Source organism: Streptomyces sp. NPDC104371, assembly GCF_055583785.1.
The window spans coordinates 563,522-578,255 of the sequence record NZ_JBVJNF010000001.1; the positions used below are offsets into that span (position 1 = coordinate 563,522).

The following is a 14,734-nucleotide window of genomic DNA, read 5'->3' on the forward strand; positions in this document are numbered from 1 at the left end:
CGGCGGGTATGTGAGGCACAAGACTCCTTTAACTCATGATCAACATGAATGCCGCGCTACTCCCTACCCCACCTGACGCCCCGTCATGCGGTGTTCCACGCATGGCTGTTGTTAGCTAGGTCACCCCTTCCACCAGGACAGGAAGGAGCTCCACAGTCCTCGTTCCTGGCGGTTCGGCACGCTGTCGCGATCGGACGTGGCCGCCTGCACCCGGGGAGCCGGGCTCAACTGCCGTACGGACGCCAGCGGGGTGAAGCGGACCGGCAGGGTGGCCAGGGCCCGGTTGAAGGGGCCGGGGCGCCAGGTCAGGCTGTCCTCCGGGACCGCGAGTTCGACGTCGGGGACCTGGTTGAGCAGGTTCTCGATGGCCGAGACGGTGATGAGCCGGGCGGGCTCCTTCGACGGGCAGGCGTGCGGGCCCGCGCTCCACGCCAAGTGGGCGCGGCTGCTGCCCGCTTGACGCGACGCGGCGAGCGCCGGACCGGCGTTGGCGGCGGCGAAGCTGACGAGCATCAGCTCGCCCGCGGGCACCTTCTGGTCGCCGAACTCCACGTCGGACGCCGGGTAGTGGGGCGCGTAGTTCGACATGGGAGGGTTCTCCCACAGCGTGTCGTCTATGGCCTCCTCTATCAACCCACCCTTGGCGTACCGGTCGTGGGTGAGAAGGCGGTGCAGGGTGTTGCCGATGAGGTTGCGCAGCGGCTCGGCTCCGGCGCCGAGGAGCAGCACCAACTGGTGGGCCATCTCCTGGTCGTCCAGGCGGGCCTGATGCTGCATCAGCCAGGAGGTGACGTCGTCACCGGGCTTGACGCGCTTGAGCGAGACCAGCTCGCTCACGGCCTGGAACAGCACCTCGTTGGCCTTCTCGGCGTTTATGCCGTCGAAGATGCCGGAGATGCCGAAGAGGACCCGGTCACCGATGTCCGCGGGGCAGCCGAAGAGTTCGTTGAACACGAACAGCGGGAGCTGCTTGGCGTAGTCGTTGAGGAGGTCGACCGAGCCGCGGGTGGCGAACTGGGCGATCAGGTAGTTGGAGACCCGCTCGGTGCTCTGGCTGAGCCGGCGCGAGTCCACCCGGGCGAAGCTCTCGGTGACGGCCTGACGCAGCCGCAGGTGCTCCGCGCCGTCGCTGAACATGCAGTTGGGCCGGTACGTGAGCAGCGGGAGGACCGGGCTGTCCGGGCTGACCCTGCCTTCGTTCAGCTCCCGCCAGCGGCGCGAGTCCTTGCGGAACGAACCGGAGTCCTGGAGCAGTTGCAGCGCGGCCGCGTAGTCCGTGACGAGGGTGGCGTCCACGCCGGGCGCCAGCTCGACGGGGGCGGTCGGCCCGAACTGCCGCATGTACGCGTAGTACGCCTGCGGGTGGGCGGCGAACTCCGGCCCGTACAGGGGTACTCGGCCGTGGGCCGGGCAACCCGGTGGTGGCACCGGTGCGGTGGAATGGTCGTTCATATCTGCTCCTGGAGAGCTCGGTCCTGCAAGAAGCGGACGAGCGTGATCAATGCCGCGGCCGACGATTTCTCGTCCCGCGCGTCACAGGCGACGATCGGCGTGTCGTCGAGCAGGTCCAGCGCCTCGCGCAGCGCCTTCTCCTCGCGTACCGGTGAACCGTCGAAGTGGTTGACGGCTATGGCGTAGTCGAGTCCGTACTGCTCTATCAGGTCGATCACGGCGAAGGAGTCCGCCAGCCGCTCGGGGTCGACCAGGACCAGCGCGCCGAGGGCGCCCCGGGCCATGTCCTCCCACATCTGCACGAACCGCTGCTGGCCGGGCGTGCCGAACAGATACAGCACGACGCGCTCGCTGATGGTCAGACGGCCGAAGTCCATGGCAACCGTGGTGGTGGTCTTGCCGTTGACGCCCTTGAGGTCGTCGACCGATTCCCCGGCCCGCGTCATCGTCTCCTCGGTGGAGAGCGGGGGGATCTCGGAGATCGCTCCGATGAACGTGGTCTTCCCCACCGCGAAGTGCCCGACGACCAGGATCTTCACCGGTGTCTGGTTGGCTCCGTCGCGAACGTAGGCCGTCTCATCCAAATTTGGCCCGGAGACCATCCAGCACCTCCTGAAGGATTTCCCGGTCGGCGAGGACGGCACGCGCGACCGGCGGGCGGGTGAGGATATATCCGCCTTCGACGAGGGAAGCGAGAAGGATCTTCACCACGCCGAGCGGCAGCCGCGTGTGCCCCGCGATCTCGGCGACCGAGAGGTAGCCGCCGGTGCACATCGTCAGCAGGTTCTGTTCCTCAGGGGACAGCCTGTTCGGGCGCTGGCGGTCGTCCAGCGTCGCCGTGACCAGGGTGATGAGGGAGAACTGCTCGTCGTCGGGGAGGCTGCGCCCCTTGGTGATGACGTAGGGGCGTACTAATTCCGCGGCTTCGGGCTCCGGCTTGTCGGGATCGGTCATGGGCGTCACGGGCGCATACCGATGTTCTCGCGCGGCGGGGTCGTCAGCGACTTGCCCAACTGGCCGACGAGTTGCTGCATCCGGAACGTGATGTCACCCATGTCGACCTCGGGGGAGGCCGAGACCGCGAGGTACGCGCCCTCGCCGGCCGAGATCAGGAAGACCCAGCCGCCGTCGAACTCGACCAGCGTCTGGCGCCACTGCTGGCCGGAGCCGCCGCAGAAGAACCCGATCGAACGGCTCAGGGACTGCACCCCGCTCATCGCGGCGGCAGCCGTGTCTCCCATGTCCTTGTCGACCCCCTTGGAGCGGGCCATCAACAGCCCGTCGGCGGAGACCAGGACAGCGTGCAGGGCTCCGGGAAGCTCCAGAGCGCTGTCAAGCATCCATGACAGATCGTTGTTCACGGGATCTCATGCCCTTCGCTTGCATCGCGTGTGTTGCTCATCTGCCCCATGGTGCGCGGATCCGTGGTACGGCCGGACCGGGTGCCCCGTTGGAAGGCGGCCATGATCGCCGCGGTGTCCTCGTCGGAGCGCTTGGGGGCAGAGGGTGTGGCCGTCGTGTCGTTCTGCACGAGGATCATCGGCCGCTTGCGGCGTCGCTTGGGAAGGCCGTCGGAGGTCATGGACGGGTTCAGGGAGGTCTCCGGTCCGGTCGGTGCCGACGTGGGCACGGCACCGACCGCGGCCGGTGCCGGCTCCTTCCGCTCCGGCATGCTGGTGAGAAGCTCGTCGGGCAGCAGCAGGACCGCCCGGACGCCTCCGTAGGGGGAGGAGGAGTCCACGGACACCGTGAACCCGAAGCGCTCACAGAGCACACCGATCACCGCGAAGCCGAACTGCGGAGGGTTGCCGAGTCCCGAGACACCCGAGGCACGCTCGCTCGACAGGAGCCTCTCGGCCCTGGCCCGCTCCTCGTCGTTCATACCGACACCGGCGTCGTCGACGACGATGCAGATGCCCTTGGGGACGGTGCGGACGTTGATCTCGACGATCGTGTCCGGGCTCGAGTAGCTGGTCGCGTTGTCGAGCAGCTCGGCGAGCGCCAGCGCGACCGGCTCGACCGCCCTGCTGGTGATGCCGAAGTCGACCTGCGAGAGGATCTCCACCCGCTGGAAGTGGCGGATCCTGCCCTGGGCGCTGCGGACCACGTCGTAGACCGACGCGACGTCGCGATGCCTGCCCACCCAGCCCTGGCACAGCACGGCGATGGACTGGGCGCGCCGACCGAACTGCGAGTTCATGTGGTCGATTTCGAGAAGATCCTGAAGTACGAGGGACTCGCCGTATTTGGACTGCAACTTCGAAATGATGAGCTGCTGTTCACCCGCAAGACCCTGCAGCGTCCGCATAGCGGACTTGAGTGCCGACTTGGTCTCCTCTTCGGCCTGCTCCTGAGCCTTCCTGACCGATTCCGAATACCGGTTCTCCAGCTCGGTGTAGTGGTTCCTGACCTCGTCGACTTCCCGTCGTGCGCTCCGCGCCGCCCTGCGTTGGCGAACAGCAACGGCAGCGGCGGCAGGGGTGCCGACGAGGAAAGCCCAGAGTGCCGGGTCCTGTATGTACTGCGTCATAAGACTCTCTTCAGACGACTGAAGGCCAGCGGCTGATTTCGCGTCAATGCGGAGGAACCGGTGGGTCGCCCGCACCGAATTCACCGCCCGAGCCGCCCCGTTGGTCACGGATGCCGTTTCCTACGTCCATCCGCCCGCTCGGCAAGTGCGGTGATCGTATCACCGCCATGACAGGCGACAGACCGTCAACCCGATGCTCGTCGAGGTCACCTGATGGGGTATCAGCTTGCTTCGTTCATACGTTCTGACGTGCCCTCACTCACCGGACGCGTTCCCTCCGCTCGCGCCGCCGCAGACCCACCGGACCAAGCCGGTCAGACCTCCTCGGGCCGTACGGGAAGCGTCAGTTCCGCCCAGATCACCTTGCCCTGGGCCAGATACCGGGTACCCCAGCTCTTGGCCAACTGCGAGACCAGGAACAGGCCACGGCCGCCCTCGTCGGTCGTCGCGGCGTAGCGCAGATGGGGCGAGGTGCTGCTGCCGTCGGCGACCTCGCAGATCAGCGTGAGGTCGTGGATCAGCCGTACATGGATCGGCTCGGAGCCGTAGCGGATGGCGTTGGTGACCAGTTCGCTCAGGACGAGTTCCACGCTGAAGGTGAGTTCGTCGAGGCCCCACGCCTCGAGTCGGCCGGACACCGCCTCGCGCATCCCCGCGACGGCGGCCGGGTCGTGTGCCACGTCCCAGTTGGCGATCCGGTCGGGCGGCAGCGCCCGGGTGCGGGCGATGACCAGGGCGACGTCGTCCGTGGGCCTGCTGGGCAGCAGTTCGTCCAGCACGGCCTGGCAGCTCTCCTCCGGCGACCGGTCGGGGTGCCCGGCCAGGGCCTGCCGCAGCATGTCCATCCCCACGTCCAGATCGCGCCTGCGGTCCTCGATGAGGCCGTCGGTGTAGAGGACCAGTTGCGTGCCCTCGGCGAGTTCCAGCTCGGCCGTCTCGAAGGGCATGCCGCCCACGCCCAGCGGCGGCCCGGCCGGCAGGTCGGGGAAGGTGACATGGCCGTCGGGGTGGACCAGCGCGGGCTCCGGGTGTCCGGCACGCGCCATGACGCAGCGCCGGGTCACCGGGTCGTAGATCGCGTACAGACACGTGGCGCCCACGACCGTCTCCGCGCTCGTCTCGTCCCGGTCGATGCGGCCGACCAGGTCGTCCAGGTGACTGAGCAGTTCGTCGGGCGGCAGGTCGAGCGCGGAGAAGTTGTGCACCGCGGTCCGCAGGCGCCCCATCGTGGCCGCGGCGTGCAGCCCGTGGCCCACCACATCGCCGACGGCCAGGGCCACCCGGGCCCCCGACAGCGGGGTCACGTCGAACCAGTCCCCGCTCACCCCCGACTGGGCCGGGAGATAGCGGTAGCCGACATCGAGGGCGTTCTGCTCGGGCAGGGCCCGGGGCAGCAGGCTGCGCTGGAGGGTGACCGCCAGGGCGTGCTCGCGGGTGTAGCGGCGCGCGTTGTCGATGGTGACCGCGGCGCGGGCCACCAGCTCCTCCGCCAGCGCCAGCTCCTCCTCGTCGAACGGCTCGTGCTGATTGCAGCGCCAGAAGCTGGCCATCCCCAACAGGACACCGCGCGCCCGGATCGGGGCCACGATGAGCGAGTGGATGCCGTACTCCAGGATCTCCCTGGCCAGCTCGTCATCCTGCACATGCCAGGTACTCGTGGTGGTCAGATCGGCCAGCAGTTCGGAGTGGGCGGTGGCATAGCCCCGCGCCTGGGGTGTGTAGGACGGGAAGGAGATCAGCCGGCCCTTCTCGTAGAAGGGGTAGTCGTCGCGGACGCCGCACACGGCGATGCGCCGCAGGGTCGCCGCCCTGGTGGTCGGCTCCTCGCCGCGCAGCACGGCGTCGGCCAGGTCCACGCTGACGAAGTCGGCGAAGCGCGGTACGGCGACCCGCGCCAGCTCCTCCGCGGTGCGGGCCACGTCGAGGCTCGTCCCGATGCCCATGCTGGCGTCGTACAGCAGTTTGAGCCGCTCCCCCACCACCTGTGCCCTGCCGGACACCGTCTGCAACTCGGTGGAGTCGCGCAGCGTCACCACCGTTCCCTTGGGGCCGCCGCCACGGTCCGTGGGCCGCTGGTTGACCACCAGGAGCCGCTCCCCGGAGAAGTGCACCTCGTCGCTGGCCTCACGGCCGGAGTCGAGCAGCGCGGCCATGCCCGGTTCGAGGCCCGGCAGCTCCGGCACGCGCCGTCCCTCGGCGTCCTGGGGCAGCTCAAGGAGCCGTCTGGCCTCGTCGTTCGCCAGGAGCAGCCGCTGGTCGCCGTCCACGATGAGCACACCTTCGCGTACGGAGTGCAGCACCGCGTCGTGGTGCTCGTACATCCGGGTCATCTCGTCCGGGGCCAGGCTGTGGGTCTGGCGTTGCAGCCGCCTGCCCACGAGCGCCGTCCCGGCGGTGGCCAGGGCGAGCGCACCGGCCCCGGTGCCCAGGATGATCGGGATCTGCCGGTTCACCTCACCGGTCACGCTCTGGACCTTCATCCCGGCCACGACGACCCCGATCACCTTGCCGTCGGCGGTCTTCACGGGCACGACGGCCTGCACCTCACGGCCCAGTGGCCCGTTGACGTTCTCCGTGTGGGCCTTGCCCTGGAGCGCGGGACGGATGTCCCCTATGAGCGGCTTGCCGATCAGGTGCGTGATGGGGTGGGTGTAGCGGATGCCGTGGGTGTCCGTGACGACGATGAAGTCGACGCCCGCGGTCTTGCGCCCCGCCTCGGCGGCCGGCTGGAGCACCGCCGTCGGGTTCGTGGTCCCCAGCGCCGCCACGACGCCCGGAGAGTGCGCGAAGGTCTGTGCGACGGCCACGACGCGGTTCCTGGCCTCGGAGCTGGTCGACCGCCGGGACTGCAGCAGGAGCAGGAAGACGGCGCAGGCCACGAGCAGCAGGATCAACGCCACCTGGAGAAGGAACACCTGCCCGGCGACACTTCGTGGGCTCTTGCCGACCAGTGACCGCAACGGCGTTCGCCGGAACCGGGCGAAACGGTCCACCATGTGCCCCTTTCTAGCACCGGTGATCCCTCACGGCCATGTCGGGAGAACGAACCGGGGACCGGCCCCCGGGAGTGGACACGGTGGGCTCGCGCCGGTCGACGGAGAGGCAGGGAGGACGGAGGAGGCAGGTGTGCGGCCCGGCCGGGCGGGGATCAGTGACACACCACGGCTCCGGGCCCGTCCCTCACGCCACAGGTGTGTGACCGGGGTGCAGCACCACCTTGGTGTACCCCTCGATCCGCTGGTCGAACTTCTCGTACGCCGACGGGGCCTGTTCCAGCGGGAGTTCATGGGAGACCACGAAGGCGGGCTTGGCGCGTCCGGCGATGATCAGGTCGCGCAACTGGCGGTTGTACCGCTTGACGTTGCACTGGCCGGTGCCCACCCGCAGCCCCTTCTCGAACAGCCTGCCGATGGAGACGAGCAGTTGGCCCTTCTTGGCGTGTTCGTCGGGGGCGCCCGGGTCCGCGGGCACATACAGTCCCGGCACGCCGAGCATGCCGGTCGGCCGTACGGTCTCGACGAGCGCGTTGAGGACGACGGCGGGCTCCTCCTGGCCCGGGTCGGCCCCCTGGGCCTGGTATCCGACCGCGTCCACGCCCTTGTCGGTGCCCTCGCCGCGCGTCTTCTCCTTGATCTGCGCGGCCGCGTCGCCCTGGGTGAAGTCGATGGGGACGGCGCCGATCTCCTCCGCCTTGGCGAGCCGCTCGGGCACGCGGTCGACGCAGTAGACCTGCGCCGCGCCGCGCAGCAACGCGGAGTAGGCGGCCATCAGCCCCACCGGTCCGGCGCCGTACACGGCGACACTCTCGCCCGGGGACACCTCGGCGAGTTCACATCCGTGGTAGCCGGTCGGGAAGATGTCGGCGAGCAGGACGAAGTCGGACTCGAAGTCCCTGCCCGGCGGCAGCCGCAGGCAGTTGAAGTCGGCGAAGGGCACTCTCAGCCGCTCCGCCTGGCCACCGGGGAACGGACCCATCGCCACATAGCCGTAGGCGCCGCCCGCGAAGCCCGGATTGACCGTGAGACAGTAACCGGTCTTGCCCGCAAGGCAGTTCTTGCAGAACCCGCAGGCCACGTTGAAGGGCATGACGACGCGGTCCCCATGGACCAGGGTGGTCACACCACTGCCGATCTCCTCGACGATGCCGAGGTTCTCATGGCCGAAGACGATGCCCGGCTCGGCCGCCGTGCGGCCCTCGTACATGTGCAGGTCCGAGCCGCAGATCGCGGACGACGTGATCCGGATGACGGCGTCGTTCGGGTGCTGGACCTCCGGCTCCTCGACGTCCCGCACGGCCACCTGGAAGGGCTTCTCGTAGACGACGGCTTTCACGTCGGTCACCTCCGCGTCCAGCGCTCGATGACGGCGGCGTGGGAGCCGGACCGCTTCCGGCGGGGACATTCAGGCAGACGCGGCCCCGGCGGGCTGTGCCGTGGCCCCGGGTGCTCTCGCTCCACCGCCGACTTCTTCCAGGTAACGCCCGAACGGCGTGGGTCGCAACCCACGCCGTTCGGCACCGCAGGTGCGGCGCGAACGCCACACGGTCCCCCGTCGCACAGTCCCCCGTCGAAGGGACGATCCGCCGCTGGGAGACGGCTACTTGAAGCGGACCACCTGCGGGTCGTGGTCGCTCGTCTGGTCGGAGAACTCGGCGTTGATGTGGACGACGTCGTAGTCCGGCTTCTTGATGCCGGGCGAGACCAGGATGTGGTCCAGGGTCTGCGAGTTGCCCTCGTAGACGTAGCTGTACCGCTCGTTCACCGGCAGCGTGTTGATCAGGTCGGTGAGGACACCGCCCGAGGTCAGCGTGGCCAGCGGCTTGGAGTACTGGTAGTCGTTCATGTCACCGAGGACGACGACCTTGGCCTTCGCGTCCTTGGCGAGGAGGCTCGCGACGAAGCCGTTGACCTCCTCGGCCTGCTTCGTGCGCTGGACCTCGGAGCCGAGCGTCGGCGGCTGGAGCGCGCCGTGCACCGGCTGGTCGCCGCCCTTGGAGTTGAAGTGGTTGCCGATGACGAAGAACTGCTTGTGGTTCTGGCGGAAGACGAACTCGCCGACCAGCGGCTTGCGGCTGCTCTTCCAGGCGTCCGAGGTGGGGTCGATCCTGCCCGGCGAGGCCGAGAGCCTCACACCCTTGTTGCCGTCGCGGACGGCCTCGACGGCCGTGGTGGAGTCGCCGCCCGGACGGTCCACGAAGCTGACGCGCTCGGGGTCGAAGAGGAAGACGATACGGATGTTGCCGCCGGGCTGGCCGCCGTCCTCGTCGTTGACCGGGTCGATGGAGCGCCAGTCGTACGCCGGGCCGCCGGCCGCCTTGATGGCGTCGACGAACTTGGCGACGGTCTTGTCCGACGCGACCGTGCCGTCGTCCGTGGCGCCGTTGTTGTCCTGGATCTCCTCCAGGCTCACGACGTCCGGCGCGGCCAGGTTCTTGACGACTCCCTCGGCCAGGCGGTCGAACTTGCTCTGCGCGTCGCCCGGGGCGAGGTTCTCGACGTTGTACGTGGCGACGGAGACCTCGTTGGACTTGCCCTTGCTCGCCACCTCGGGGGTGATGCCGCCGGACTTCACCTGGCCGAGGGCGGTCGCCGCGAGGGTGTAGCCACCGTAGTTGGAGTAGTCCACGGGGCCCGTGGTCGTCCCGGTGAGGGTGTCGCCCACGTCGGCCTTGAGCTTGTCACCGATCAGCGGAGTGATCAGCAGACGGCCGGAGTTGGGGTTGGTGTAGCCGGTGACGACCGTGCCGCCGCGCGGGGTCGGGTTCTGCTGGGGCTTGGTGGTGATCCACGTCTCGTTGTAGTCGTTGCTGGCGCCCACCACACGGGTGTCGGTGACCTGCACCCGCATGCCCTCGTGGGCTTCCAGCCAGTCCAACGCGTAGGTGGCGGGCTGGAGTTCCAGGCCCTCGATGCTGCCGCCCCCGGCCTGCGGCACATAGGCGTCGGGCAGCGTCGAGGCGTCGACGACCGTCGCCTTCGGCAGTTCGTTGCCGGAGGACAGCACGATCGCCTGCGGGCCGGTCAGTTCGGTGACGGACTGCGAGCCGCTGCTCTGACCGCCGGGGTAGTACTCGCTCACCTTGCCCGAGACGAGCACCGAGTCGCCGACCTTGACCTGCGGGGTGGCGGAGCCCGTGAAGACGAAGACGCCTTCGCTGGTGGCCGGGTCCGCGTCCGGGGCGGTGTCCTCGATCCAGTACCCCTTGGAGCCGGTGCTGCGCACGGCGGTGACCACGCCGGGCACGTTGGTGACCGTCTTGCCGTTCTGCGGCGAGATACGCGTGGTGCCCTGGATGTCGTGGATCCGCAGGGCGCCCGGGGTGGTGTCGGTGGGCGTCGGGGTGGGCGTGGGCGTCGTGGAGCCGCCGTCGCCCGCGGAGTTGCGGGGGCCGGGCGTGGCGCCGGTGAAGTCGGCCCCGTTGTCGTCCGTGTCCGTGAGCGCGGCACCGCGGGCGACCGAGGTGGTGTTGCCGGCCCCGGTGGCGGGGCTGCCCTCGCGGACCACGGCGGTGCCGAACCCGACGAGGTCCTTGATCGTGCCGTCCGCCGCGCAGTCGGCCGCGGTCAGGCAGGTGAGCGCGGTGGTGGAGTGGACCAGCGCGACGGTGCCCGCGGTCGCCGACATGGCGATGGTGCCGGTGGCGTCGGGGGTCGGCAGGGCGGTGTCGCCGCCGGCGCCCTTGGCCTCCGCGACCAGGTAGCTGCCGCCCGCAGGCAGGGCGCCCGTGAGCGGGGTCACCTGCCACTTGGTGGTGGAGCCGGGCGAGCCGCTGAGGTACTGCACGGACCAGCCGCCGAGGTCGAGCGGCGCGGAGCCCGCGTTGCCCAGCTCGATGAAGTCATGGGTCAGGGAGGCACCGGAGTTGCCGCCACCGCCGTAGACCTCGGAGATGACGGCGTCCGAGGACGGCGCCGCCTGGGCGGTGAAGGGAAGCGCGACGAGCGATCCGGTGAGACCGATGGGCAGGGCCACGAGAACGGCCTTGGCACCTTTGCCGCGCAGGGCCGGGGGTATGCGTGAGGACACGTGGAGCTCTTTCTTGCGGGAACAAGACGTGAGGAAGACGCAGGCTGACCATGAGAGAGGGGCGGTCACCCGGAAGCGGGGCGCCCCTGAAGTCGGCCCAAAGATACGCGCGTAGATACGGGGCAACAAGACACCGAGCGCGTCAGAAGGCAAGCGTTTCCCAACTGTTGGCCGAAAGTACGGACCTTGGTGACGCGGGCGGGCATACGGCGCCTGACGTGGCGTCACTCGCGTCCGCCCTCGCCACAGAGGACCCGCAGAGCATCCACAGAGGGGGACCCGGAATACGAGATCACCCGGCGGCCTTATAGGGTCATGCAGCAGACCCGCACATCTACTTAGGCTTGCCTTAGTTTAGAATTTCGGGCGAGTTGTCCGTTATCGCTCGAAGGGAATCTGATCATGTCCCGCCCCCTGCGGGTAGCCATTGTCGGAGCCGGCCCCGCCGGGATCTACGCCGCCGACGCGCTGCTGAAGTCCGAGACCGCCGCCGACCCCGGTGTCTCCATCGATCTCTTCGAGCGGATGCCCGCCCCGTTCGGCCTCATCCGGTACGGCGTCGCCCCCGACCATCCGCGGATCAAGGGCATCGTCACGGCCCTGCACCAGGTGCTGGACAAGCCGCAGATCCGCCTGTTCGGCAACGTCGACTACCCGAACGATCTCAGCCTGGACGATCTGCGCGCGTTCTACGACGCCGTGATCTTCTCCACGGGCGCGATGGCCGACCGGGCCCTCGACATACCCGGCCTCGACCTCGACGGCTCCTACGGCGCGGCGGACTTCGTCTCCTGGTACGACGGGCACCCCGACGTGCCGCGGACCTGGCCCCTGACCGCCGAGAAGGTCGCCGTCCTCGGTGTCGGCAACGTCGCGCTCGACGTGGCCCGCGTCCTCGCCAAGACGGCGGACGAACTGCTGCCCACCGAGATCCCGCCGAACGTCTACGACGGCCTCAAGGCCAACCAGGCCCTGGAGATCCACGTCTTCGGCCGCCGCGGCCCGGCGCAGGCGAAGTTCAGCCCGATGGAACTGCGGGAGCTGGACCACTCCCCGAACATCGAGGTCATCGTCGACCCCGAGGACATCGACTACGACGAGGGCTCGATCGCCACCCGGCGCGGCAACAAGCAGGCCGACATGGTCGCCAAGACGCTGGAGAACTGGGCGATCCGGGACACCGGCGACCGGCCGCACAAGCTGTTCCTGCACTTCTTCGAGTCCCCGGCCGAGATCCTCGGCGAGGACGGCAAGGTCGTCGGCCTGCGCACCGAGCGCACCGCCCTCGACGGCACCGGCAACGTCAAGGGCACCGGCGCCTTCAAGGACTGGGACGTCACCGCGGTCTACCGCGCCGTGGGCTACCTCTCCGAGAGCCTGCCCAAGCTGCCCTGGGACCTCGCCTCGGGAACCGTGCCGGACCAGGGCGGGCGCGTCATCGAGGAGAGCGGCGAGCACCTGTCGTCCACGTATGTGACCGGCTGGATCCGCCGCGGCCCCGTGGGCCTGATCGGCCACACCAAGGGCGACGCCAACGAGGCGGTCGCCAACCTGCTCGCGGACCACGCGGCCGGGCGGCTGCAGACCCCGGTCTCCCCCGCGCCCGAGGCCGTGGACGCGTTCCTCGCCGAGCGGAACGTCCGTTTCACCACCTGGGAGGGCTGGTACCGCCTCGACGCCGCGGAGAAGGCGCTGGGCGAGCCCCAGGGACGTGAGCGCGTGAAGATCGTCGAGCGCGAGGACATGCTCAAGGCCAGCGGCGCCTGACCGCCGACCCCTCTGAACCCGCCGACCGGAGCCTTCCGGTCGGCGGGTTCTGCTGTGCGGCGCGCTCGCCGCGGTGCGCACCGGACGCCCGCGCGCGGCCGGAGCAGTCCGGCGCGACAGACCCTCGTACGCGTACGAAGGTGGAGGAGACCGAGGAGTCCACCCCCGCGACGACCTGAGCGCGATGTGAGGACGTTCCCATGATCGAAGCGCATTCCCTCACCAAGCGCTACGGAGAGCGCACCGCCGTCGAAGACCTCAGCTTCACCGTGCGCCCCGGCACCGTGACCGGGTTCCTCGGGCCGAACGGGGCGGGCAAGTCGACCACGATGCGGATGCTCCTCGGCCTTGACGCGCCCACCTCGGGCCGGGCCGTGGTGAACGGGAAGAGCTACGCCGCGCACCGGGCGCCGCTGCACGAGGTGGGGGCGATGCTCGAGGCGCGTACCGTCCACACGGGGCGCAGCGCCTACAACCATCTGCGGGTGCTCGCCGCGACGCACGGGATCTCCACGGGCCGGATCGAGGAGGTGATCGACCTCGTCGGACTGCGCGCGGTGGCCCGCAAGCGGATCGGTTCGTTCTCGCTGGGCATGGGACAGCGGCTGGGCATCGCCTGCGCGCTGCTGGGCGACCCGGCGACGGTGATGCTCGACGAACCCGTCAACGGCCTTGATCCGGAAGGGATCCTGTGGATCCGCCATCTGCTCAAGGGGCTCGCCGCCGAGGGCCGCACGGTGCTGGTCTCCTCGCATCTGATGTCGGAGATGGCGCTGACCGCCGAGCATCTGATCGTGATCGGGCGGGGGCGGCTCATCGCGGACACCTCGGTGGCGGAGTTCACCGCGCGGGCCGCGGGCGAGGTGGTACGGGTACGGACCGGCGCGGCGGAGAAGCTGCGCGGGCTGCTGACCGGGGCCGGCGTGTCCGTCACCGCGCAGGAGGGCGGCGTGCTCTCGGTGACCGGGCTCAGCAGCGAGCGGATCGGGCGGATCGCGGCCGACCACGGCGTCGCCCTGGCCGAACTGACACCCCAGCAGGCGTCGTTGGAGGAGGCCTTCATGGAACTGACCCGAAGCGCCCTGGAGTTCCAGGCCCCGGCGGCCCAACTCGTCGGCACGGGCGGAGAAGGCGGTACGGGATGACGACGGCCACGGTGATTCCCGAGGCCGAGCGGGGCGAGGTCACCCAGCTCCGGGTGATCCACTCCGAGTGGATCAAGCTGCGGTCGCTGCGCTCGACGCTCTGCACCCTGCTCGCCGCGGTCGCCGCGATGATCGGCCTCGGCTTCCTCTTCAGCTACTTCACCGCCGACCGCTGGCCGCATCTGCCGCCGGAGGAGCGGCTCGCCTTCGATCCGACGCTGGTCAGTCTGCGGGGCTTCTTCCTGGCCCAGTTGGCCGTCGGCGTTCTCGGGGTGCTGGTGGTCAGCAGCGAGTACACCACCGGGATGATCCGCGCCTCGCTGGCCGCGGTGCCGCGCCGCCTTCCCGTGCTGTGGGCCAAGGCGCTGGTGTACTCGGCGGTCGTATGGGTCCTGATGACGGCCGCCTCGCTGGCGGCGTTCCTGGTGGGACAGGCGGCGCTGTCCGGCCACCGGCTGGGCACCTCCCTCGGCGCTCCGGGCGTGCTGCGCGCGGTGCTCGGCGCCGGGCTGTATCTGACGGTCGTGGGTCTGATCGGGGTGGCGCTCGGCGCGCTGATCCGCAACACCGCGGGCGCGATCGCCACGCTCCTCGGCGCGCTGCTGATCCTTCCGGTGCTCGCGGAGGCCCTGCCGTCGACCTGGTTCGACGTGATCAACCAGTTCCTGCCGAGCACGGCGGGACAGGGCCTCGTCCATATCCAGCACCAGCCGCACACGCTCGCCCCCTGGGTGGGCTTCGGGGTCTTCTGCTGCTACGCGCTGGCGACCCTGGCCGGGGCCGCGGTGGCGCTCAGGCGACGGGACGCCTGACC

Annotated in this window: 11 protein-coding genes; 3 read left to right on the forward strand and 8 right to left on the reverse strand. The window is 69.5% G+C overall.

The window, feature by feature from the left end:
• Window positions 1-120: 120 nt before the first annotated feature.
• The 8 genes from ACZ60T_RS02630 to ACZ60T_RS02665 all read right to left on the reverse strand — a co-directional run bounded on the left by ACZ60T_RS02630 (window position 121) and on the right by ACZ60T_RS02665 (window position 11,008).
• Complete coding sequence (locus tag ACZ60T_RS02630; protein ID WP_469663812.1) at window positions 121-1,452, reverse strand: cytochrome P450; 1,332 nt, start codon at window positions 1,450-1,452, stop codon at window positions 121-123.
• The gene (locus tag ACZ60T_RS02635) at window positions 1,449-2,054 is read right to left on the reverse strand and encodes a GTP-binding protein (protein ID WP_365630408.1); all 606 of its coding nucleotides are present in this window, start codon (window positions 2,052-2,054) and stop codon (window positions 1,449-1,451) included. Before ACZ60T_RS02635 ends, ACZ60T_RS02630 begins: the two co-directional genes overlap by 4 nt.
• Window positions 2,029-2,406, reverse strand: coding sequence for a DUF742 domain-containing protein (locus tag ACZ60T_RS02640; RefSeq protein WP_252423012.1), 378 nt, complete (start codon window positions 2,404-2,406; stop codon window positions 2,029-2,031). The genes ACZ60T_RS02635 and ACZ60T_RS02640 overlap by 26 nt, the downstream gene beginning before the upstream one ends.
• A 5-nt stretch (window positions 2,407-2,411) precedes the next feature.
• Window positions 2,412-2,813 carry a roadblock/LC7 domain-containing protein gene (locus ACZ60T_RS02645; RefSeq protein WP_365630403.1) on the reverse strand — a complete coding sequence of 134 codons (402 nt, stop codon included), beginning with the start codon at window positions 2,811-2,813 and terminating at the stop codon, window positions 2,412-2,414.
• Window positions 2,810-3,982, reverse strand: a complete 1,173-nt coding sequence (locus ACZ60T_RS02650; protein ID WP_365630655.1) for a sensor histidine kinase — start codon at window positions 3,980-3,982, stop codon at window positions 2,810-2,812. The genes ACZ60T_RS02645 and ACZ60T_RS02650 overlap by 4 nt, the downstream gene beginning before the upstream one ends.
• Before the next feature lie 314 nt (window positions 3,983-4,296).
• On the reverse strand, window positions 4,297-6,978 hold the full coding sequence (locus ACZ60T_RS02655) for a SpoIIE family protein phosphatase (protein WP_469663815.1): 2,682 nt from the start codon (window positions 6,976-6,978) through the stop codon (window positions 4,297-4,299).
• A 184-nt stretch (window positions 6,979-7,162) separates the two neighbouring features.
• On the reverse strand, window positions 7,163-8,314 hold the full coding sequence (locus tag ACZ60T_RS02660; protein ID WP_469664729.1) for a glutathione-independent formaldehyde dehydrogenase: 1,152 nt from the start codon (window positions 8,312-8,314) through the stop codon (window positions 7,163-7,165).
• Window positions 8,315-8,578: 264 nt separating this feature from the next.
• Entirely contained in the window at window positions 8,579-11,008 is a 2,430-nt protein-coding gene (locus tag ACZ60T_RS02665; RefSeq protein ID WP_469663817.1) for a lamin tail domain-containing protein, read from the reverse strand.
• A gap of 402 nt (window positions 11,009-11,410) precedes the next feature.
• Between ACZ60T_RS02665 and ACZ60T_RS02670 the strand changes: the two genes are divergently transcribed.
• The 3 genes from ACZ60T_RS02670 (at window position 11,411) to ACZ60T_RS02680 (ending at window position 14,732) form a co-directional block, all read left to right on the forward strand.
• Entirely contained in the window at window positions 11,411-12,775 is a 1,365-nt protein-coding gene (locus tag ACZ60T_RS02670) for an FAD-dependent oxidoreductase (protein WP_469663819.1), read from the forward strand.
• 200 nt (window positions 12,776-12,975) lie between these two features.
• Entirely contained in the window at window positions 12,976-13,920 is a 945-nt protein-coding gene (locus ACZ60T_RS02675; protein ID WP_469663821.1) for an ABC transporter ATP-binding protein, read from the forward strand.
• Window positions 13,917-14,732 (forward strand): ABC transporter permease, encoded by an 816-nt coding sequence (locus ACZ60T_RS02680; RefSeq protein WP_365630388.1) that lies wholly within the window; start codon window positions 13,917-13,919, stop codon window positions 14,730-14,732. The genes ACZ60T_RS02675 and ACZ60T_RS02680 overlap by 4 nt, the downstream gene beginning before the upstream one ends.
• Window positions 14,733-14,734 lie beyond the last annotated feature (2 nt).